Raw genomic sequence first — 21,042 nt, 5'->3', positions numbered from 1 at the left:
CGGCCGGTCCGGCCCGGCGCGTCACGAAGGGGTGCGGCCACCCTGCCAGGAAGACTTTCCGAGCATGAACGACAACGCGAGGAAAGCAGTCCTGGAAGGCGGCCCCGGCGATCTCCCCGAGCGGATCGTGCCGGTCACCGCACTCGGATCGGACATCAAGGTCCAGTTCCGGGGCGGGTACGAGCACTTCCGGGTGACGGCGCGGCACCAGGAGACCGCCGACGGAACGCTGCCCGTCTACGAGTGGTGGGAGCGCACGGAACTCCCCGGCTGAGCGCCGGCCGCACGTGACCCGCGGCCCGTGCGGCCGTGCAACCACCCGGACGTCTTCCAGCCGGACCCCGACCCGCCCGCGGGTGCGTGCCGGGTCGGCTGGACGTCCAACGCCTGGAACACCGGCCTGACGGCGTCCGTCACCCTCACCAACACCGGCAGTTCGCCGGTGAACGGCTGGTCGCTCGCCTTCACGCTCCCCGCGGGCCAGACCATCACGTCCGGCTGGGGCGCGACGTACAGCCCCGGCAGTGGCGCGGTGACCGCGCGGAACGTCTCGTACAACTCCGCGCTCGCGCCCGGGACCAGTACGCAGATCGGCCTCCAGGCGACCCACACCGGCGACACCGGCAGGCCGCCCTCGTTCACGCTGAACGGCACGCCCTGAACCGTCGTCTGACCGCTCGTCGGCTCATGGGTCCCGGCGGGACCGTCCCGCCGGGCCTCTCCGGTCAGTAGCGCGCGATCCAGCGCTGGTCAAAGTCGCCGTCCGCCCACTCGAAGCCGAGGGTGCTGCCGCCGGAGCCACGGTGAGGGTCGAGCGCGAAGTCCGGGGCCACCCGGGGGCGGATGGCGCCCGCGGAGTCCACGGCGAAGAGAAGGTTCATGCCGTTCCTGCCCTCGACGGAGGAGCAGGACCAGATGCCGACACCGCGGTCCGTGGAGCCCCGCGAGTCCAGGCAGTAGTCGGGGTCGGCGCCGCTTCGCAGCAGTCCGACCGACTCGAGCCGCCACCGCTGGGTGGCCGTTCCGTCGCAGGGCACGATCAGGACGTCGGTGCGGTCGGCCATGACGCCGCCGTCGATGTCCAGGCACAGTCCCGTCGCCGCGTGGACGACCTGGGCCCAGCCGCCCACGCTGATGGGCACCTGCCGGGGCGGGCTGCTCTTCGACGGGGAGGGCGTGGGCTTGGGCTTGGGCTTCGGAGGAGCGGGGGGCTTCTTCTTCGGGGCAAAGGTGGCGGGGCTGGGTGACGGTGACGGCTTCTTGGAGGGTGTGGCGGAGGCGGTGATGGTCGCCGAAGGGGCGAAGGTGGGCGGGGCGGCGGGCGGCCGCGTCTCCCAGCGCGAGGGCTCCTCCGCACTGGCCTGGCCGCGGTCGCGGTCCGGTCCGGAGCCGCCCGACCCGGTCGCCGCCCAGGTGCCGGCGGCGAAGGCCACGACCGCCACCGTCGCGAGGACGGTGAGCAGGGAGGGCCGCCATCTGACACTCCGCACCGCCACCTCGCGCCCGCGTGCGGCGGGGGAGCCCACGAAGACGGGCAGGGCGGCCCGGTTCTCCCACCGTTCGATCGAGGAGTCCGGCGTCTGCCTGGCCCGCACGGGGCCACCCGCCGCGTAGGCCGCTCCGCCCCAGCCGAGCAGGCCCTCGGCGAGCACGGCCCCGGGGGCGTCCGCCATCCGCATCAGCTCGCCCATCAGCCGGGCGCAGCTGGTGCACTCCCCCAGATGGAGCGTCAGATCGTTGCTGCGCCGCCCGTCCGCGGGCTGGGACGCGGCGTCGATGATGCGGCGGAATCCCTGGCACTTCCGGTCACCGCTGTGCTCCAGATACGCCTGGATGTAGGCCTTGCGCAGGGCGTCCTGGCCCTTGACCCGCAGCTCGGGGACCGTGCCCGCCGGGACGCCGAGGAAGGTGCCGACCTTGGCGTCCGGCTCGTCGTCCACCGTCGCGTACCAGAGGATGCCCCGCGCCTGCTCGGGCAGCCCGTAGAAGCAGGCGAGCATCGCGGACGTCTGCCCGAGCCGGGGCCCCGGCGCGTCGGGCGGATGCGGCGCGGTCGGATCGGTGTTGTCGTCGAGCCACGCCGCGAAGCCCGGTTCCAGCCTGGCCCGGCGGCTGCCGACCGCCCATCTCAGCCCGATGCGCTGAAGCGTCATCAGCAGGTGGTGGCCCCAGCTGCCCCGGGGGCCGATGCCCCGGCACGCCTCCTGCGCGGCGAGGTCGAACGCCTGCACCGCGAGCTGGTTGCCGGCGAGGGTGCTGCGGCCGCAGAGCATGGCGTACGCGCGGAGCGACGGCATGTGGCGGCGCTTGAGCTCCTGGGTGGCGGGATGGGCGGACGGGGCGCCGGCACGGATGCGTTCGGTGAGTTCCGCGTCGGACAGGGCGGCGTAACCCGGATCCTCGTCCGCGGTCTCCGGAACGACGTGTCGGAGCTTGGACACCCTGTTAACTCCTCATTCAGTTACGAACCGGCAAACCGCCCAGTCGGTATCGGGATGTGGGGAGTTACCGGCCGGAAACAGGACCCCATAGTGGAGCAGGGGGACCGGCGGGGAAAGATGTGTCCCCCGGTAACACCACAAGGCCCGCACCCGGTCTCCGTACGAAGTGTCAGGCCGCCGCAGGCGATACGCCGAGGCCGCGTACGGGCAGGGATCGCCCCATGCCCCTGTTGGTCGGAACGTCCGGATGGCAGTACAAGGACTGGCGAGGCATCCTCTATCCGCCCGGCCTGCCGCAACGGCTGTGGCTGGAGGAGTACGCCCGGCAGTTCACCACCGTGGAGAACAACAACGCCTTCTACCGGCTCCCCACCACGGAGATCTTCACCGCGTGGCGGGAACGGACCCCCGACGGTTTCGTCATGACGGTGAAGGCCAGCCGCTTCCTCACCCACATCAAGCGGCTGCGCGACCCGGTCGAGCCGGTGCACCGCCTGATGGACCGCACGGCCGGACTCGGCGACCGGATGGGACCGGTACTGCTCCAACTACCCCCGAACTACCAGGAGAACGTCGACGCCCTGGCCGCCACACTGGACTGCTTCCCCGCCGCGGTCCGCGTGGCCGTCGAGCTCCGGCACCCCTCGTGGTGGCAGGCGCAGACCCGGCTGCGCGCGCTGCTGGAACGCCACGACGCCGCCCTGTGCTGGGCGGACCGCGGCTCCCGCCCCGTCACCCCACTGTGGCGCACGGCGTCCTGGGGCTACGTACGCTTCCACGCCGGCCTCGCCCGGCCGGAGCCGCGCTACGGCCGCCGGGCGCTCATGTCGTGGGCCGTCCGCATCGCCGGCGCGTGGCCGGACGGGGCGGACGTGTACACGTACTTCAACAACGACCCGGGCGGCGCGGCCGTCCTGGACGCGGCGCAGTTCGCCCGGTCGGCCGCCACGCTGGGGCGCACGGTGAGCCGCGTCCCGGGGGTGGGGGCGGGGGGCGCTGAGGTTCCGGGGGCGGGGGCGGGACCGGGGGGCGCGGAGGCCCCGGGGGCGCGCTGAGCGGGGAGCGCGGAGGCCCCGGGGGCTTGTGCGCCGTTCGGCGGCGTCCGGGTGGCGGCGGGCGGAGGACCTGGCCGATCGTGGGCGACGGCTGTTGCGTGACGGCCGGGGCCGGACCGGGCGCGACGGGCGTTGCGCCCGCCCGGGCGCGACGGACCGGACAGGACTGCCGGGCGCGACGACGAGGCACGACGATCCGTGGCGGGAGGCACACTGATGACGGCGGACGACGACCGCGGACCGCGCCGCCCTGGACGCACACCGCTGAGGCTGGCCGCGGTCGGGGTGGGCGTCCTCATGACGGCGGCGTACTTCCTGCTCCCCCTGGAGGAACTCGGCCCCGACCGCCCCGGCGTCAGCTGGACGCTCTTCGCCCTGGCCCTGGTGTCGATCGCCCTGCTGCTTCTCTTCGAAATCAGAGACGTCCTCACCGACCGCCCCGGCACCCGCCCGGGCGTCGCCATCCCGCTGCTGATGTGTCTGTCCATGCTCGTCTTCTCAGGCGCTTACCACACCCTCAGCAGGGAACCGGGCCAGTTCAACGGCCTGAACACCCGCGCCGACGCCCTGTACTTCACCATCGTCACCCTCGCGACGCTCGGCTACGGCGACATCACCCCGAGAGGCCAAAGCTCCCGCTTGGTTGTGGTCCTCCAGATCCTCTACACCTTCGTCTTCCTCACCGCGGCGGCCACAGCCCTCTCCCGCTGGCTCCGGGTCCGCGTGAGCGACCACGTGCGGGAGGGGAAGGGCGTCGGGGACCGGCAGGCCGGCCGGCCCCGTCCCGACGACTGAGGCCCGCGCCGGGACTGCGTCCCACGTGCGGTCCGGGCCGCGCTTCCGGGAGCCGTTCAGCCGTAGAGCTCGTCAAGGCCGACGAGCAGCACGTCACCTGTCCGCGCCGCTTCTCCGCGCAGAGCCTCGCTGAACCCCGCCCCGCTGAAACACGCGAGCGCGCATCCGGTGGTGTCCAGGCCGCGCCCGGCAAGAAGCTCCCGCGCCCTCGCGAGCCGCTCCAGGTGGCTCAGGCCCATGACAGTGCCCCATTTCGCTTCCCCGAGCAGATGCACCCCCGCCCTGCTGCCGCCCGCTCCCGGTTCGACGACGGCCACGTCGATCTCGATCTGCCGCCGCGCCACCTGGTCGCTCACGACCCCGCTCCCCACCTGCCCGAGCGCCGAGCCGACGAGAGCGCGCCCGGGCCCGAGCACGTACTCCCGGCACATCGCCTCGAAGTGCGGCCCGGCCACCTGGGCCGCGAAGCGCTCCGCCGACTGTGCCCAGACCTCCACCGCCTGCCCGCTCTCCAGCCGCGCCCAGGACGGCCGCATCACGGCCTCGTAGAAGTTGATCAGCGGCTCGGTGATGCGGTACTGCGACTTGCCCGCCCTGAACACATCGGCTTCCCGCACCAGCAGATGGCTGTCCTCCAGCACATTGAGCGGATGCGAGATGTCCACGGACTTGCGGCCGATGTACCCGGCGATCCCGCCGCGGGTGCTGTTGCCCTGCGCGACCGCGGCGAGGACCGAGTGGTACAGCGCGGTGTCCCGGATGTCCGCCTCCTCCGCGAGCAGATAACGGGCCTCGCGAAAGAGCGGGCTGAGGGGCGACAGAACCGTACGACAGAGCCACGCGTCGAACTCCTCCAGACTGCCGGGAACATCGTCCGCCAGGAACTGCCGCCGATACGCAGGCGTGCCGCCGACCACGGCGTGGAGCCGTGCCGAGAGGGCCGGACTGTCCGCGACACCCCAGAACTCGGCAGCCGCCCGATACCCGAAGGGGCGTACCACGAGCTCCAGTTGTGCCCGTCCACGCAGGGGCGCGGTGCTGGCCAGCAGACCGCCCATGACCGACATCGCGGAACCGCACAGGAGCAGCCGCATACGGCTCTCCTCGACCTGAAAGCGGTCGATCTCCCGCTGGATCAGGGACGGCAGCTCGGGAGCGGCTTTCGCCAGGTACGGAAACTCGTCGATGACCACCAGCAGCGGCCTCCCCCCGTCCCGTGGCGCGGCGAGCCCGAACAGGTAGGACACCGCGTCGTCCCACGTGGCGAAGGAGAAAGCGACCGGGGAGCCCACATGTTCGGCGAGCGCGGCGGCGAACTGGCGCAGCGACTCGGTCTCCGTCGCGGCCGTGGCCCCGAAGTAGAAGCCCCCGTACTGCTCGACCAGAGCGCGCAGGAGGTAGGTCTTCCCCATGCGGCGCCTACCGCTGACGATCCCGAGCATGGCATGCGGCAGCGGCCGCTCTGCAAAGGCCGAAAGGCCGTCCCACTCGGGACTGCGGTCGAAGACGTGGGGAGGCTTGCTGGGTCGAGATCGACGTTGCACGGTGGCCCTCCTTAGGAGTACAGCCCTAAGGACTGTACTCCTAACAGCTGTCAGGCGTCGCCCTCACTCCGAGCACGACGACCGGTCGCCAGCAGGTCGAGGGCGTCGGGCGGCCTGGGCAACGACGGCGCGCACTCCGTACAGGCGTAGACGTTGAATCCGGGACCCGAGGCGGAATGCACTTCGGAAACGAGCACCGGCGTGCTGGTGATGCGGTCGCAGCCCACACACATCCGTACCGGCCGGCGCGCACCTCCGGCGGCGTCCATCAGGCCACCCCTTGCGCACCGACGAGGTGCACGTCGAGATCGATCCCGAAGTCCGCGGCCATCACCAGCGCCAGCCGCCGCTGACGCCGCTCGTCCGCCAGGACGTACGGCCGGACCATCACGGTCCCGCCCCCGTCGAGCACCCCGTCGATCCCGTACGGCGACCGCGCCGCAGGCAGCCGCCACGGCGTCTCGGGCCGCCGGGCCGGACGGGGCGGCACCGGATCGTCCGGCCGACCACGGTGCCGGCCACTGCCGGGCGGGACGAACAGCCATCTCGCCCACAGAACAAGGGCCTGGATAAGGTCACGCATGTCGACGCCCCTCAGAAAGCGTTGGCCACGCCTCGGGAGGTCTGGCCACCTCGCCGGGCTTCCACGACTTCACGCTAGCGACCTTCTACAGACCTGTCTATCCCTAGCTACGCCTGTACGTATCTATGTTCGGAGGGGCGCTACTACGTACAGTCCTAGGCGTGATCGATTTCGACCCCACTCGGCCCAAGTGGGTACAGATCGCTGACGTCATCCGAGAGCGGATCGCGGCCGGCGAGTACCCGCCGCGACACCTGATCTCCGAGGTCCAGCTGGAGCAGGAGTACGGAGTCGCCCGCATGACCGTCCGAAAGGCCACCGCGGCCCTCCGGGAGGAAGGGCTGATCACAACAACCCCCGGCATGGGGTCGTTCGTCGCCGCGCAGCCACCCGCCGAGCCGTCCGAGGGCACCGCGCGCAACGAGTAGGACCCTCACGGCGCCGAGCGCGACGCAGCGTGCCATTCGCCCCAACACCCGGGCCGACTAGGCACGTTGGCCGCCCCACAAGAATGGCCAATGTCACGCGCTCCGCTGTCAGGCCTGCGCCACCACGGCTCGTAGGGTCGAAGAATGACCGCAGACGACGCTCTCGACACGCCGGACGCTCCCGACCGTGACCTGCCGATGCTGACCGCCGCGCAGGCGGCACGTCTGCGGACGCTCGCCGCCCCCTACGCCGGCGACGGCCACGCCTTCCCGCTGCAGAACCTCGCGCAGACGTGCCGCCGGGCGCCGGAGGAGCGCTGGCCCGAGATCGTGGAGCAACATTTCGCCAGTCTGCGGGAGGCGGGCAGCGGGGACGAAAGCGTCGCCGAGCTGCTGGACGGAGTGCACGCACGGCTGCTGAGCACCGACTCGTTCACCCCGGAACTCGTCGGCGCCATGCGCTACGCGCGCGAGGTCGCCGACGGCCTCGTCTTCGCCTATGCCCTCGACCGCCCCACGTCCGTGCGGATGCTCACCGACCACGACGTGCAGCGCGCCGGATTGCGGGAGCTGGGAGAAGCGGGGTACGCGAACCTGATGCGCGTACCCGTCCAGCACGAGCAAGTCGCCGTCGAGGGGCGGGCGTTGCTGCACTCGGTGTACGGCGACTCGCCGTTCGTCGCGAGCAAGGCGCTGTTCCTGCCCGAACTGGCCCGGCAGGTCACCGGCGAGGACCTTCCCGACGCCGGCGCACTCGTCGTCGTACCGACGCGGCACCTGCTGGCGTACCACCCGATCGTCGACGGGTCGGTGGCCGACGCGATCAACGACCTTGCCGCGTACGCCTACGGCGCCCACCAGGACGGGCCGGGCTCCCTGTCTCCACGGGTCTACTGGTGGCACGGGGGCGGCCTGACGTCGCTCACGTCCATCGACCACGACACCCGTACGTTCTCCCTCCGGCCCCCGCCCGAGCTGCTCGGCATGATGAAGGGGCTGGTCCGCCTCGACCGCGCCGGACGCCTCAACAGCCGGCGCGCCGCCGCCAAGGAGCCGGACATCGGTGAACTCACGGACGCCACGACCGACGCGACAGCGGGCCTCGGCAAGGACCCGGCCGCGCTCGGCGACGCGTTCGTCTCGGCCCTCGAACTCGCCCACGCCCACTGCGCCGCCGACCCCAACGCCGCGCTCCTCGACAACTGGGACGCGTGGGCCACCGCCGTACAGCTCGGCTCCGCGCTGTTCAGCGGCGCGGAGGCGCAGAACTACAGCCTGGCCGGGGACTTCACACGCCGGCTGCCCGCCGTCCCCGCCGAGCCGCCCGCGGACACCCGCGCCTGGCTCGACGCCTTCTACGCCGCGGTCGTGTGCCGGCAGAGGGCCCGTCTCGACCGGCTGTGCCGGGTCCCGTTGGAGGTACTGGGGCAGGACGACTCGGCCGACGAGTACGTCCTGCACTGGATCGACACGCTGCAGACCTACTGGTTCCAGCGCCCCATGGACGAGGTCGTGGAGAAACTGGTCGCCACGATGAAGACGTCCGCGCCCGAGGTCATCAGCCGGGCGCCGAAGGACTTCGTGAACCTCATCGACTACCAGCCGGTCGCCCTGTTCCACCGCCTGATCACCCGCGACCACGACGCCTTCGCCAAGGCGCTCTCCGAAGCCCTCGCACACCACCGCACCTACTGGGGCGACTCCCCGGCGCCCCGCGCCCGGGTGGCGCTCGGACCACTGGCGATGGCGAGCCTGGCGTACGACTACGAGTTCCCCGTCGACACGAAGCAGCCGTTCCTCCCGAGGTGTCTGCTCAACCGCGACCGGATCGAGCAGATACCGGGCTGAGACCGCCGGCTCCCGGCAAAAGCGGGCCGTCCCCCTGGACTACTTGGCCGTCCAACCGCCCAGGTTGTTCACGCCGGCGTCGGCCGCTCGCCGCAGCGCGTCCGGTGACCCCAGGAGGGTGTCCGGGAGATAGTCGGACCGGACTCCCAGCTCCCATCCGTGCACTTGGACGGCGAGACCGGCCAGGGCAAGAGCGCCGAGCGGCAGCAGGGTCCTGGGGGCGGGATCGGATCCCACGCTCTCCCGGTGCTCGACGAGCCGAGCCACGAGAGCCTGCTCGAAGGCGTGCTGATCGTCGTCGAGGAGCACGCGCAGAAGGCGCTGGTCAGGCGTCAGGGGCCCGGCTGCTTCCAGGTGCCGGACTGCTTCGGCACGTGCGCCGGCGTCAGGCTTGCAAAGGGTCACGGTGGGCCAGTCGCGGGGCAGGTGTCCGCTCGTCTCAGCCAGGTAGCCGCACAGGGCCTGCATCGCGGCAAGGTCCACCGGATCCGAGGTCGAGTCGAACCGCGAGTACGGCACCCCGTCGCGAATGGCAGGCGCGTAGTCGCTACGCAGCATCAGTCCGATCACCCGCTCCCAATCCCACACCAGACCGCTGACGCAGCACGTCTCGAAGGTGTCGAGCCACGTCCTGGCCGTAGGGGCCCGCTCGATGACGCAGTCGAAGGCGATGTACTCGCTGCTGAGCGTCTCGCCGATGAGCGGGAAGAAGATCTCTTGGTCGCCGTTGGGGAAGCAGCCGACGCTCAGCGCACCCAAGGAGCATTCGGCCGCGGTCCGCAGTGCTGTACGCGACGACTCGTCGAGCGCGGAGCCGTCCAGCGTGCGGGCAGCGACGTGATCGAGGAGCTCGTCACGCATCTCCTCGAGTTTCTCCGGGGACGGGTCGTCGTAGCGCATCCCGTGCCAGCGCCGTCGGGTCCGTCTGCCGATGTCGTCGAGCGCCCGGTCCACACGCTGTCCACTGACCTCGTGGCGCGTCACTTCCTGCACGATTGCCATCCCCCTCGTGATCACCACGACCGAACGCAGCACGCTACCAGCGGGCTCCGACACCACCCCGGGCCCGACCGGGCCCTGATGGCCGGGGATCGTCTGAGTCAACCCGGCGGCAAGACCCTCTGACCGAGCGGCGGCAGGCTCTCTACTCAGGATCTTCGCGGCGCCATGAGTCGACGAGGGCACCATGCTCGTCCCATGTGTCCCGCTCGCGGAGAGATCCGGGGCGACCATCGAAGAACTTCCGGTACTTCAGCACCCCATTGGAATGCCACTCTTTGAATACGCCCACTGCGCGACCATGCCGAACGTATCCTTCCGACCGGAGGATCCCATTCAGATACCACGCACGCGACCAGCCGTTCAGGACTCCCTCGGTGTACTCGTCCAGACTGACGAGATGGCCGCCCTGACATTCTGCCGCTTCACCGGTAAAGAGTGCGCCGCGATAGAGAATGCGCCGAGCATCGTCCATGTCGACGTCTGGATCGTCAATGCTGATTCGCACTACAGCAGCCATCGGGAATCCGATTCTCGTCTATAATCGCGAGCCGGTGAATCTTCCGTGGCGACTGGAGCAGGCCCCTGCGGTTGGATGCCCCACAACTGTCGTGGCGGTTTGGGCAGCCCTCTACGGTCGGATGCACCACGACGACATGAATGACATCCCCAGTACATCCCGTCCTGGCACTGTCTCCACACATCGTGCCACCCGGGCGTTGGTTTCTCCTCCGCGGGTGAACACCCGGTCGGTGCACCGATGTTGTCGACCGTCGCCCTCGCCCACGCAAGCCACGCTTGAGCTTAGACCCGCCGCCCCACTCGAAAGGAATTCTACGCACCACAGCCCGAACAATGATCAGATTTTATCGGTAAGGTCGGGCCCAAAGCCTTGTTCGTCTACCTCTGGTGCGGCGATACCACTTTCAGTAGCAACACCAAAGTACGTCGGCTCGCCAGGCTCCGGTGGCATTCCTAGTACGGACATAAGATCACTCAAGGCATTCGAAAGCCGAGGCGCATTCCTGCTCTGCACATCAGGATGAGGTTGCCCGGAGAAGTCGAAAGGACCCCAAATGTCGTGGTGAACCGAGAGAGTGACTGTCGGACCATATGGATCGAGCGCCACCGAGAGGTCCACGAGTCGCGGCTCACTTCTCCTCCGCCCGCTGCCATCGAGCCAGACGCCACCTCCGACGATCTCAATGTTCATAATCTCGGCATCCGGGAAATCTACCGGCCGACTTCCGTTGATTTTACTGGGCAGGCCAGGGTCATCCAATGGCTCGAAAATCGACAGCACGCTTTTTACACCGGTCGCTCCGGCCCCACGCACATACCATTTATACTCAAGAGAAACAGGGTTTAGTAGCGAGAACCGACCAAGCACCTCAACTATTCTGGCAGATACTTGCAGGACGGGCTCAAGACCTGGAGGCACTCTACCCTCCAGATCCCAGAACCACGACCCGCATTCCTTTGGAGCGCGCACCAGAGTCGACACTCATTCCCCTGCCCCGAGAGAATCACCCACCCTCTCAAGCCGATACTCATCCTTCGGGTGGCGCAGGCTGCTCCGCCCCACCTTCGAAAAGATATCCGTAAACCCCTTCCAGGTACCCTCGAAGCGTCACCACATCCGGAAATTCAATATTCGTTAGGCGTTCATACTCGGCTGGACCAAAGGAACTATCCTCAAGAATCTCCTTGAAACCATCACGCACCGCATTCACATAGGATTCACTGAAGCTCATCAACGTGGGTCGAAGATACCCACTTGTGTCATACGCCTGCTCAAGGTCCAGGTACGTATTCAGGAATCCTTTAAATCGATCGTCCACAACACTCCTTACGGGTGCCGGCCTGCCGCCGGATTGGCAAACATTGTGATCAGCCTGTATTCGCCATCGTCCCCGAGGCGGTACACGGGTTTGATAGTTCCACCCTCGAAGTCAACCGGCCGGAATCCGGAGGCGTCCGAAGGATCTCGATAGTACCCACTGAGGCGCTGATACGCGTCGGGGCCCAGAACTCGCTCTATTGGCGTTTCAACTGCAGCGTCACCCGTGCGAGCCATCTCAGCTCGAAAATACGCGTCCGCTCTCACCATGTCGGCCGCTTCGTCAAATCGCGTTGCAAAGGGACCAACCCTGTGCACTCCACCTGTAACGCCGTCTACCGTAGTCCCTGTGAGCGGATCTACATTGTTCTCAGATTTGAGTAGCCCTGGGTAACTGGAGTTTGGCCCATAGACTTTTGGTACCCCACCGTTATCGAGGAGGACATCACCCAACCGGTCTCGCAAAGCCTGATCGTCCGGATAGTGGTGGCGCCCGGGTGCATGCCCTTCACCACCTTGTCGATCATCCAACTCCTTGATCCGGGCAGCTACAAACTGCGGGTCAAGCGGCTGCCCGGGGGCACCATTGCTACCTGCTGGCGTCGAGTTACCGGCGCCAGCACCTCCCTGGGGAGGGACGTTAGCCGGTGACTGCGTTTCGCCTCCTCCCAGGGCTTGAGTCTGGGCGTGCGTCGGCGTTCCACCATCCTCCATGGAAGTCTCACTGCCGTGAGACGGAGCATGGTCGTTGTCGAGACTGTTGGCAGGCAGGTGGTTGCCCGCGTTGCCACCGGGGTCGTGGTTGCCGGACTGGCCCGTCGGCATGTTGTCGCCCGCCCCGCCGCCCGGGGTGCGGTCCGGGACCGGGCCTGGGGCGTCGTCGCCGAAGCGGAGGGCGTCGTCGCCGAGGCCCGTGCCCACGCGGCCCGCGTCGCCGCCCAGGCGCGCGCCGTCGGCCGCGCCCGCGCCGACGAGGGCAGGTTGCCTGGCCGGCGGCAGGACGGAGGGGTTCGTGGCCGGTGCCGGTGCCCGGTCCGGGGTGGCCTGGGCCGGTGGCGTCTCGGGTTTGGCGTCGGTGCCGCGTTGCAGGAGGGTGCCGTCGGGGCCGAACAGGTCGCCCTTGGTGTTGTAGAAGAAGTCCTTGCCCGCCCCGGGCAGCGGCACCGTGTCCGGCGGCAGTGCTGTCGCACCGGCCGGGATCTTGACGGTGCCTTCCTGCACCGCCACCGCGCCGGCCGGGACCTCCCCGCGCCTCGGGAGCTGGACCATGCCGTCGCCGAAATCGACCGCACCCCTAGGGATCGGCGTGCCCTCGGGCAGCCTGACCGTGCGCGGGGGCACAGCGAACGCGCCTTCCGGCATCGCCGATCCCTCGGGCAGCCGCAGCGTCCCGTCGGCGAGCTTGTAGCCGCCCTCCGGCAGGGCGATGGCGCCCTCGGGCAGCGGCGGGACCTGGATCTTGCCCAGGTTCCTGAGGGAGGCCATCGCGTCGCCGAGCTTCGACAGGCCCGCGCCCGCGCCCTTGAAGACGTACGTCATCGGGTCGACGACCCGGCTCACCTTGCCCGCGACCGACAGGGCCTTGGCCACCGTCCCCGCCTTGGCCGTCGTGGCCGCCGCGCCTCCCGCACCGCCGGTGAAGACGGTCGTCAGCACGTTGAACGTGACCGCGCCGGCCGCCCGCCCCGGGTGTGCCTCCCAGTCGTCCCAGGCGAGCAGTGCCTTGCCGGTCTCCTTGACCGCGACGCGTGACTCGCGCATCCGGGCGGGGAGTTGGTCCTCCGGCAGCGTCCAGAAGGGGGAGTTGACGCCGAAGATGATGGTGGCGCCCAGCCCCTCGCCGAGCGTGGCAAGGCCACTCCACGCGTCGCCCGCGGCGTCCCAGCCGTTGAAGCCGGCCAGCGTGCCCAGGCCCACGACCGTGGCCCACACACCGTCCACGGCGAAGCCCGTCACGAAGTCCGCGCCGTGCTCCCACACCTGCCATCCCGGTGTGGACTCCTCGACGGCGTCGCCCCACGGCAGGCTCTTGGCCTGCTTGAGGACCTCGGCGTCGTAGCCGTACATGCCCTCTTTGCCGGAGCCGTCGTCCGTCTTCAGTGGTGTGCCGCCGACCAGGGAAACGATTTTGCCGTGGCAGGCCTTCTCGACGTCCTGGAAGGCGGCCCAGACCTCGACGATCTTGTTGCGCCGGTTGAGGTTCTCGTCGATGAGGTCGGCGTCCTCGCGCCACTCGTCGTCGGCGGCGGGGCCGGTCCGGAACGCCTGGGCCTCGGCCCTCAGTTCGTTCAGCCGCTGCGCCAGCGGCTGCCCGTCCTGGGCATAGGTGCGCAGCGCTCCGGCGATCACCGACAGGTCGGACCCGATCAGCTGAGCCGTGGTCCTGACCGGTCCCGTGACCGCGAAGAGCTGCTCCGCCTCCGGGGCGCGGTAGAACGCCCGCAGGCCACCGAACGTCGTGTGGACGTCGGTCGCCGCGGTGACGATCTTGGCGCTCGCCCCGGACAGTGCCTTCACACGCTGGTCCAACTCGCACCAGCTGCCGGTGAACTCCGGCACCTCGTACGGATCGACCGGACTGTTGCCGCTCACCGCCCGCTCCCCCCGGCGTCCCGCAGCAGGTCCAGCCGCACCTGACGCGCCGCGTCCTGGGCTTCTTTGGCCGCCGCGAGATCGCCTTCGATGTATTCACCGGTGGCCTTGACCGTCCCCAGGACCGCCGCCTGGATTCGGTCGGCCATGGCCGTCAGATCCTTCTGCCGCTTCTCCACGTACTCGGACAGCGCCGCGGCGACCGGGCCCAGTGCCTTCTGGGTGACCGGCATCGCCCCCGGCATCACCGGTGACGGCTGCGGCCCCGGCGCGATCGGACCGTTCGGAAACGAGTGGACCGCGGAGCCGGGCACGACCGTGCCCGCCGCCTGCGCGGCCCCCGACAGGTCCGCGATCATCGCCGACAGGACCTTTTCCAGACTCCCGGCCTGTGTGCCGGTGAGCTGCAACTGGCCCTGTACGCCCTGCGGTTTGATGTCCCACGACGACATGAACGACGCTCCCCCGTACAACCGGTCCTGCCACTGCCACCACGCCACGGCCCCGGCCTCACGCCGGGGCGAACACGCGGCCGGTCAGCCGATGTTGTCGACCGCGGCCTTCGCCCGCGCGAGCGTCTGCTGCGCCGTGGCGTCGTTCTTCTCCAGCGTGGTCTTCAACAGCCGGATGATGTTCCGCACCTCTTGCGAGGTGCTGTACCAGCGCAGTTCCTTGCCGTGGTACTCGTCCGCCACGCCGTCCGCCGCGAAGTCCTTCATCGCGTTCTTGACCTGCGCGTCCCGCGCCGCCATCACCAGCTCCAGACGTGCGATCAACGCCTGGATGTTGCCCTGCACCTCGCTCGACGCACCCGTGTCGTACGAACGACGGTCGGCACCCGCACCAGCCATCACAATCACTCCCCGTAAGTTTCCAAAGGTTCCCGGTGGACGGTGAACCGGCAGGTCAGCGGCCGGAGAACCGCGCCGCGTCGAAATTCGCCGCCGACATCTGCGTCCGCGCGTTCTCGTCCTGCTCCTGGTCACCGGACCCGAAGGCCGCGTCCATGCCGGACTGGCCGCCGAGGATCGCCGCCAGGGAGGCGTTCAGGTCCGCCGTGATCTCGTCGGCGCGCGACTTGAACAGGTCGAACGCCGCCTTGCCCGCCCCGTTGAACCGGCCCTCCAGCGGCTCGGCCGCCTGGATCAGCTGGCGGATCAACAGCCCCAGGTCCCTGTTCGAGCCCTGCGACTGCGACGCCAGGGTCGACAGGACCTGCGCCCCCATGTCGAACTTCATCGAGATCCCCCGTCCGTTCAGATGGTCATACGAACACTTATACCTATCAACTCCGGCGTCGCGGCTGCAATCAACATTCGCGACACTCCGAGCAGCAGTCGAAAATGTCACATCGGTACGGCTCAACAGCGGGCGGCGTCAGGCGATTTGGCGCGATCGCGCTCGCCCCGGTACGCAGCCGTCACTCGCCCTTGAGATGGCTCACCAGCCGCTCGAAGTCCCGCCACCCCGAGAGGTCGGAGGGGTCTCCCGGCAGCGGGTAGTACAGGGCAGGGCGCGCCTTCGGCCCGAGTCGGACCGGCGCCACGGACAGCGGCGTACGCCGCGCGCGGTCACCGGGTATGCCACGCACCTCTTCCGCGCCGAGCACGAAGGCCACCGGGACGCCGGGCCCCTCGAAGCGCGGCGGCACCGCCAGATCGCGGCGCGCTTTGCGTATTTGAACAAGCAACGACTGAAGGTCGTGCCGGGTCGCCAGCACCTCCGCCGCCCTGGGCAGAGCGTCCAACGGCGGTTCCTCGTCCGCGCCGTAGCCGAAGGCGAGCGTCACCTCCTCCTCCACGCCCGCCTTCGTACGCCTGATGCGGACCGTTGCCAGTCCTGGGCGGTCCGGGTCGCCGACCACCACGGCCCAGGTCGGCTCCGGCGCCCTGCCCTGGGCGACGTCGGTCAGCCGGCGCGGCGACCACGGTACGTTCGCGGGCTCCGCGTTGCCCCAGCCGGCCGGCGGCGCGCCGGTCAGTTCGCGCCATACCGCTTCCAGGCCGCGGCCGAGCACCAGCCGCTCGTCCGCCGGGTGGATCGCCCGGAAGGTGAGGGCGAGCTGCCGCTCACCGGTGTCCGCCAGCTGCTTGAACGACTCGGCCACGGGGGTACGCGGATCGCCGGCGGTCGCGTCGGGCGACTCGACCGGTGCGAACATGCCTGCCTGCCAGCGCAATACCGCTCCGGACCGGCCGTCGTAGTAGCCGTCCCGCTCGTCCTGCACGACCCAGCGGGACGGCGCGCCCGGCAGGCTGTCGCGTACGGCGGGAGAGAGGTTGGCGCCCGCGGGGCTGACGATCTGGAGTCCCAGTCCCGCGGCGGCGGCCGCCCGGAAGGCGTCGGACAGCCAGGCCGTCATCGCGATCACCGGCCGGTCCTGGATGACGACGGCCACCGTGTCGGTCAGCACGTCGACGGCCGGCTGTGCGGCGGCGGGCGTGGGCGCGACGCTCAGCCCCTCACCCTTCACCACGGCGAGAGAGCGGGCGGCCTCCGGCGGCCAGGCGGACCCGTCCAGCAAAGTGGCCAGCCGGGCGGCGAAGGCGCCGGCAAGCTCCTCGGCCTCCTGGACACCGGTCGTGGCACGGGCCTCCGTCCACCAGAACGGAAGCGGCGGTTCCGTGGCGCCCAGCAGCCGCTTCGCCTCACCCGCGACCTCCACGAGCATCGGCGCCTCGACGGAGACGAGCGGCCGGCCCTCCGCGTCGCAGAGCTGCACGACCGCACCGTCGCCCTGGGTTCCCACGAGTCTGTCGGGGCCTCCGGCGAGCACGCTCGACGGGTCGGGCATGCGCCGGGTGAGGGCGATGACGTCCTTGGTCATGGGGTCGTCCGGCTCCTGGGTGTGTACACGGTCTGGATCAGGCGGTTCGACTGGCCCCTGCGGATGAGCACGCCCCGGCCGGCGGGCTGCTGGGAGGCGTACACACCGGGGAAGAGCTGGCCCTCGCTCCGGTCGCCCGCCATGAGGATCGCGGAGGCTCCCGACTCGCGCAGACCCTGCACCAGCGGTTCGTACATGCCTCGCGAGGCGCCCGCGACGCGGCGGGTCAGGACGAAGTGGAGACCGATGTCGACCGCGGAGGGTATGTACGGCAGAAACGGTGTGAGCGGCGACTGGCCCGCGGTCGTCAGGACGTCGTAGTCGTCGACGAGCACCACGATCCGCGGCCCGCCGCCCCAGCTGCCCGGCTCCAGATCGGCCAGGCTCGCGCTGTCGTCCGGCAGCCGCTTCTCGAGTTCGGTGGCGATGCCGGCCGCGAGGCCCGCGCACATCTTGGAGTTGTACGCGTAGCCGCCGTTGAACTCCTCCGGGACGGCGCCGCGCAGGCTCCGCCTGGGGTCCATGACGGCAAAGACCAGTTCGTCCTCGCCGTGCCGCTCGACAAGGCCGTCGGCGATCGTCCTCAGCAGGTTCGTCTTCCCGCACTCGCTGTCGCCCATCACCAGCAGATGCTGGTCGTGCCGGAACAGGTCCAGGACGACGGGCTCCAGCGCCGTCTGGTCCAGGCCGATCGGCACCCGCAGGGGCTCGGCGGCCGGGCCGGGCAGCAGGTGCGGTTCCAGGACCTGCGGCAGGACCCGTACCGGCTGGGCGACCTCGCCGCTCCAGGCGCCGCGAACCGTGCGGACGGTGCGCTCCAGGACCGCGCCCAGCTCCACCGGATCGGGCGTCGAGTCCGTACGGGGAAGCGCGACCTGTGCGAACAGCTTGCCGTCGGTCAGGACGCGGCCGGGCTCGTCGGGCGACAGGGTCTCGGCGAGCTTGCGGTCGACACTCGACTCCGTGGGGTCGTTGAGACGGAGTTCCACGCGGGTGCCGAAGTTCGACTGGGTGGCGATGCGGACGTCGTTCCAGCGGAGCATGCCCGCCACCACGTGGATGCCGTAGCCGCTGCCGCGCTTGAGGATGTCGACGACGGCGTCGTCCAGTTCCTCGAAGTCGTCGCGCAGCGCCCCGAAGCCGTCGATGACCAGCAGGATCTCCGCGGAGGCCAGCTGCGGCAGCCGGCCCGCGGCGTGCAGAGTGCGCAACTGCTCGACGGAGTCGATGCCGTGCTGCCTGAACAGTTCCTCCCGCGCCGCGAGCATGTTCCGCACCTCTTCGACGGTGCGTGCCGCGCGCTCGCGATCGGCACGGCCGGCGACGCCGCCGACGTGCGGCAGCCCCGCCAGGGCGGCCAGACCGCCGCCGACCAGGTCGAGGCCGTAGACGCCGACCTCCTGCGGGGTGTGGGTCAGTGCGAGCGAGAGGACGAGGGTGCGCAGGAGCGTCGTCTTGCCGGACTGCGGGCCGCCGATGACCGCGGCGTGTCCTCCGGCCGTTGTCAGGTCCAGGTACCACTGGCCCTGCCACTGCCTGGCCGGGTCGTCGAGCAGGCCGAGCGGCACCTGGAGGGGACCGCGTCGTGCGGACAGCTGCATGCCGCGCCGGCCGGCCTCCAGCGGACCCGCGACCTCGTCGAGGGTGATCGCGTCCGGAAGCGGAGGGAGCCAGATACGGCGCACGGGGTCGGCGGCGCCCTCCAACTGCTCGACCAGTACTCCCATTTCGGTGGGACCGGTCTCCCGGCGTGGCATCGAGGGTCCCTGTGGCGCTGAACCGGTGGCCGCTCCGGGCGAGTTGAAGGCCCCGTACTCCAGGGCGAGCGGACCGGCGTCCTCCTCGTCACCCCGCTGGACGGGGCCGCGGTACGCGCCGGAGACGTAGCCGGCCTTGAAGCGCTCGTAATGGCTGGTGTCGACCTTGAGGAAGCCGAAGCCGGGGAGCGGCGGCAGATGGAAGGCGTCCGTCGTGTCGAGGACCGTACGGGACTCGTCGGCCGAGAAGGTGCGCAGGCCGAGCCGGTACGAGAGGTAGGTCTCCAGTCCCTTGAGCTTGCCGCCCTCGATCCGCTGGCTGGACAGCAGCAGGTGCACGCCGATGGAGCGGCCTATGCGGCCGATGGACAGGAACAGGTCGATGAAGTCGGGCTTGGCCGTGAGGAGTTCGCCGAACTCGTCGATGACGACGAACAGGTGCGGCAGCGGGTCCAGGTCCGGCCGCTTCTCGGCGCGGAGAGCCGCGTAGTGGCCGATGTCGGCGACATTGCCCGCGTCCTTGAGCACCTGCTGGCGGCGCTTGACCTCGCCGGCGAGCGAGGCGTGGACGCGTTCCACGAGTCCCGCCTGGTTCTCCAGGTTGGTGATGACACCGGCGACATGCGGCAGGTCCGCGAACGGGGCGAAGGTCGCGCCGCCCTTGTAGTCGACCAGGACCATGGCGAGGTCCTCCGGCGGATGCGTGGCCACCAGGGCCAGGACGAGGGTGCGCAGGAGTTCGGACTTGCCGGAACCGGTGGCTCCGACGCAGAGACCGTGCGGGCCCATGCCCAGCTCGGCCGACTCCTTCAGGTCCAGCAGCACCGGTTCGCGGGAGTCGCTGACGCCGATGGGTACGCGGAGGAAGGCGCGCTCTCCGCGCGGCGCCCACAGCTCCGCCAGGTCGAGCCGCGCGACGTCGTCGATTCCGAGCAGGCCCGCGAAGTCGACCGGACCGGACAGGGGCGCGTCGACGAGGGACTCGGCGGACAGGCGCAAGGGCGCCAGCATCCGGGCGAGGCCCTCGGCGAAGGGGATACCGGCGTCGTCCACGGTGCCGTGGGCGCTGACCGGTTCCGTCCGGCGCAGGTCCTCGATGACCACCTGGTCACCGTCCACGGTGATGCGCACACTGACGTGCCCCGGCTCCTGGATCCGCTGTTCGAGCAGATGCAGGACGGTGACCCCCATCTCGTGCAGGCCGACGGCGTCGTCGGGAAGCGGCAGGTCGACGGCGTCCTCCCCGTGCCCGTCGGCGACGACGAGCAGCCGGGCCGTCATGGAGAGCGCGTCCCTGCCCGACAGACCTCGCCGCACCTCGGCCGCGTACGAGGCGCGGCGACGCAGTTCCGGCCCGATCTGCCGCGCGAGCTGCGGGACGGAGGGGGCAATGCGGCGGGCGCCGACGGGGCCGTCGAACTGGTCGGCGTCGAGCAGGTGCGGCAGCCACTTGGCCCACTCCCAGCCGGCGATCCGGTCCCCGGGGACGGCCAGGGCGACGCCCACGTCGTCGGGTGCGTGCAGGGCGGCGGTCTGGACGAGCAGGGCGCGCGCGACGCGCAGGCAGTCCTCGCGGGGGCCGACGACGCTGACGTTGCCGACACGGTCGAGCGGCACGGTCAGCGGCAGCTCGGTGCCGGTGCGGAAGCGCGCGGTCAGTGCCGACGCCTCGTTGAGCATGAACAGGTCCGGCGGGGTGAGGACCGACGAACCCTGGTCGCCGATCCGCAGGTCGCGCACCGGCATTTCCCCGGTGCCGACCCGCACCCGCAGGAAGTCCCCGTCGACACGACGGCGTTCCCACAGCCGGGCCGGGTCGCGGACGATGTCGTACAGGGCCTGCGGCGGCGGATTGAGGACGTCTGCGCGTTCGCGCCGCTCCCGCTCCTCCGCGGAGAGCTCCTCCCGCAGATCCTCCAGGTAGGCGAGATACGCCTCGCGCTGGGTCCGGCGAGTGCGCTGGGCCTTGCCGCGCTGGGAGAAAACCAGGACGGCGGATCCGGCGATGGTGACGACGAGGACGAGCGCACCGAGCACGGCGAACTGGCTGTTGCGCACGACCGTCATCATGACGACGGAGGACATGACGCCGGCGACGGGCAGCAGCGACATCGCGATGTTGCCGCCCTTCCCCTCCGGGAGGTTGGGCGGCGCCTCGATGGTCCGGGGCTCGGAGTCGGCGGGCGGCCGCGTGGTCCTGGCCGGTCGGTGGATCAGTCGGGTACTCATCGTCGTCCGTCGTTCGCGGTCGGGCTCGGCGGGTTCGGGCTTGGGCTCGGGCTCGGGCTCGGGCTCGGCAGGGTCGCGGTCGGCCTCGGCACGGTGGGACTCGG

Annotated in this window: 19 protein-coding genes; 6 read left to right on the top strand and 13 right to left on the bottom strand. The window is 70.1% G+C overall.

The window, feature by feature from the left end:
• Positions 1–64: 64 nt before the first annotated feature.
• Both ACWD01_RS05550 and ACWD01_RS05545 read left to right on the top strand, forming a co-directional pair.
• Positions 65–274, top strand: coding sequence for a DUF5988 family protein (locus ACWD01_RS05550; RefSeq protein ID WP_451158340.1), 210 nt, complete (start codon positions 65–67; stop codon positions 272–274).
• A 27-nt stretch (positions 275–301) separates the two neighbouring features.
• Positions 302–661: a cellulose binding domain-containing protein gene (locus ACWD01_RS05545; protein ID WP_451158338.1), complete on the top strand. Its 360-nt coding sequence runs from the start codon at positions 302–304 to the stop codon at positions 659–661.
• 64 nt (positions 662–725) lie between these two features.
• On the opposite strand, the gene ACWD01_RS05540 is transcribed toward ACWD01_RS05545, so the two are convergent.
• Positions 726–2,441 carry a ricin-type beta-trefoil lectin domain protein gene (locus ACWD01_RS05540; RefSeq protein WP_451158336.1) on the bottom strand — a complete coding sequence of 572 codons (1,716 nt, stop codon included), beginning with the start codon at positions 2,439–2,441 and terminating at the stop codon, positions 726–728.
• A 221-nt stretch (positions 2,442–2,662) separates the two neighbouring features.
• Here ACWD01_RS05540 and ACWD01_RS05535 point away from each other — a divergent pair, with 221 nt between their 5' ends.
• Positions 2,663–3,496, top strand: a complete 834-nt coding sequence (locus tag ACWD01_RS05535) for a DUF72 domain-containing protein (RefSeq protein ID WP_451158334.1) — start codon at positions 2,663–2,665, stop codon at positions 3,494–3,496.
• 216 nt (positions 3,497–3,712) lie between these two features.
• A complete protein-coding gene (locus ACWD01_RS05530) occupies positions 3,713–4,291 on the top strand; it encodes a potassium channel family protein (protein WP_451158332.1) in 579 nt (192 codons plus the stop codon).
• A 56-nt stretch (positions 4,292–4,347) separates the two neighbouring features.
• On the opposite strand, the gene ACWD01_RS05525 is transcribed toward ACWD01_RS05530, so the two are convergent.
• On the bottom strand, positions 4,348–5,835 hold the full coding sequence (locus ACWD01_RS05525; RefSeq protein WP_451158330.1) for an AAA family ATPase: 1,488 nt from the start codon (positions 5,833–5,835) through the stop codon (positions 4,348–4,350).
• A 268-nt stretch (positions 5,836–6,103) separates the two neighbouring features.
• Entirely contained in the window at positions 6,104–6,418 is a 315-nt protein-coding gene (locus ACWD01_RS05520) for a hypothetical protein (RefSeq protein WP_451158327.1), read from the bottom strand.
• A 161-nt stretch (positions 6,419–6,579) separates the two neighbouring features.
• Here ACWD01_RS05520 and ACWD01_RS05515 point away from each other — a divergent pair, with 161 nt between their 5' ends.
• Positions 6,580–6,846 carry a GntR family transcriptional regulator gene (locus ACWD01_RS05515; protein WP_451158325.1) on the top strand — a complete coding sequence of 89 codons (267 nt, stop codon included), beginning with the start codon at positions 6,580–6,582 and terminating at the stop codon, positions 6,844–6,846.
• 144 nt (positions 6,847–6,990) lie between these two features.
• Positions 6,991–8,694, top strand: coding sequence for an immunity 49 family protein (locus ACWD01_RS05510; RefSeq protein ID WP_451158323.1), 1,704 nt, complete (start codon positions 6,991–6,993; stop codon positions 8,692–8,694).
• A 39-nt stretch (positions 8,695–8,733) separates the two neighbouring features.
• Here ACWD01_RS05510 and ACWD01_RS05505 read toward each other — a convergent pair whose 3' ends face one another.
• From ACWD01_RS05505 to eccCa, 10 genes are all read right to left on the bottom strand, one after another.
• The gene (locus ACWD01_RS05505; protein ID WP_451158391.1) at positions 8,734–9,687 is read right to left on the bottom strand and encodes an immunity 49 family protein; all 954 of its coding nucleotides are present in this window, start codon (positions 9,685–9,687) and stop codon (positions 8,734–8,736) included.
• 151 nt (positions 9,688–9,838) lie between these two features.
• Positions 9,839–10,213, bottom strand: a complete 375-nt coding sequence (locus tag ACWD01_RS05500; protein ID WP_451158321.1) for a toxin-antitoxin system YwqK family antitoxin — start codon at positions 10,211–10,213, stop codon at positions 9,839–9,841.
• 339 nt (positions 10,214–10,552) lie between these two features.
• Positions 10,553–11,197 (bottom strand): hypothetical protein, encoded by a 645-nt coding sequence (locus ACWD01_RS05495; RefSeq protein ID WP_451158319.1) that lies wholly within the window; start codon positions 11,195–11,197, stop codon positions 10,553–10,555.
• Between the two features lie 46 nt (positions 11,198–11,243).
• A complete protein-coding gene (locus ACWD01_RS05490) occupies positions 11,244–11,534 on the bottom strand; it encodes a hypothetical protein (RefSeq protein WP_451158317.1) in 291 nt (96 codons plus the stop codon).
• 8 nt (positions 11,535–11,542) lie between these two features.
• On the bottom strand, positions 11,543–14,125 hold the full coding sequence (locus ACWD01_RS05485) for a hypothetical protein (protein WP_451158315.1): 2,583 nt from the start codon (positions 14,123–14,125) through the stop codon (positions 11,543–11,545).
• Positions 14,122–14,577: a DUF6507 family protein gene (locus tag ACWD01_RS05480; protein ID WP_451158313.1), complete on the bottom strand. Its 456-nt coding sequence runs from the start codon at positions 14,575–14,577 to the stop codon at positions 14,122–14,124. The genes ACWD01_RS05485 and ACWD01_RS05480 overlap by 4 nt, the downstream gene beginning before the upstream one ends.
• Before the next feature lie 84 nt (positions 14,578–14,661).
• Positions 14,662–14,976 carry a pore-forming ESAT-6 family protein gene (locus ACWD01_RS05475; protein ID WP_356898449.1) on the bottom strand — a complete coding sequence of 105 codons (315 nt, stop codon included), beginning with the start codon at positions 14,974–14,976 and terminating at the stop codon, positions 14,662–14,664.
• Positions 14,977–15,031: 55 nt separating this feature from the next.
• Complete coding sequence (locus ACWD01_RS05470) at positions 15,032–15,364, bottom strand: hypothetical protein (RefSeq protein ID WP_451158311.1); 333 nt, start codon at positions 15,362–15,364, stop codon at positions 15,032–15,034.
• A 181-nt stretch (positions 15,365–15,545) separates the two neighbouring features.
• Positions 15,546–16,952: a DUF6177 family protein gene (locus tag ACWD01_RS05465; RefSeq protein WP_451158309.1), complete on the bottom strand. Its 1,407-nt coding sequence runs from the start codon at positions 16,950–16,952 to the stop codon at positions 15,546–15,548.
• Positions 16,949–20,938 carry a type VII secretion protein EccCa gene (gene eccCa / locus ACWD01_RS05460; RefSeq protein WP_451158307.1) on the bottom strand — a complete coding sequence of 1,330 codons (3,990 nt, stop codon included), beginning with the start codon at positions 20,936–20,938 and terminating at the stop codon, positions 16,949–16,951. The genes ACWD01_RS05465 and eccCa overlap by 4 nt, the downstream gene beginning before the upstream one ends.
• Positions 20,939–21,042 lie beyond the last annotated feature (104 nt).

The organism is Streptomyces sp. NPDC002835, assembly GCF_053591995.1.
This window is presented reverse-complemented; position numbering and strand designations above follow the sequence as displayed.

Coding starts and splice junctions, on each gene's coding strand:
- ACWD01_RS05550 (WP_451158340.1), top strand. CDS start 65: ATGAACGACAACGCGAGGAAAGCAGTCCTGGAAGGCGGCCCCGGCGAT.
- ACWD01_RS05535 (WP_451158334.1), top strand. CDS start 2,663: ATGCCCCTGTTGGTCGGAACGTCCGGATGGCAGTACAAGGACTGGCGA.
- ACWD01_RS05530 (WP_451158332.1), top strand. CDS start 3,713: ATGACGGCGGACGACGACCGCGGACCGCGCCGCCCTGGACGCACACCG.
- ACWD01_RS05520 (WP_451158327.1), bottom strand. CDS start 6,418: ATGCGTGACCTTATCCAGGCCCTTGTTCTGTGGGCGAGATGGCTGTTC.
- ACWD01_RS05510 (WP_451158323.1), top strand. CDS start 6,991: ATGACCGCAGACGACGCTCTCGACACGCCGGACGCTCCCGACCGTGAC.
- ACWD01_RS05500 (WP_451158321.1), bottom strand. CDS start 10,213: ATGGCTGCTGTAGTGCGAATCAGCATTGACGATCCAGACGTCGACATG.
- ACWD01_RS05480 (WP_451158313.1), bottom strand. CDS start 14,577: ATGTCGTCGTGGGACATCAAACCGCAGGGCGTACAGGGCCAGTTGCAG.
- ACWD01_RS05475 (WP_356898449.1), bottom strand. CDS start 14,976: ATGGCTGGTGCGGGTGCCGACCGTCGTTCGTACGACACGGGTGCGTCG.
- ACWD01_RS05470 (WP_451158311.1), bottom strand. CDS start 15,364: ATGAAGTTCGACATGGGGGCGCAGGTCCTGTCGACCCTGGCGTCGCAG.
- ACWD01_RS05465 (WP_451158309.1), bottom strand. CDS start 16,952: ATGACCAAGGACGTCATCGCCCTCACCCGGCGCATGCCCGACCCGTCG.
- eccCa (WP_451158307.1), bottom strand. CDS start 20,938: ATGAGTACCCGACTGATCCACCGACCGGCCAGGACCACGCGGCCGCCC.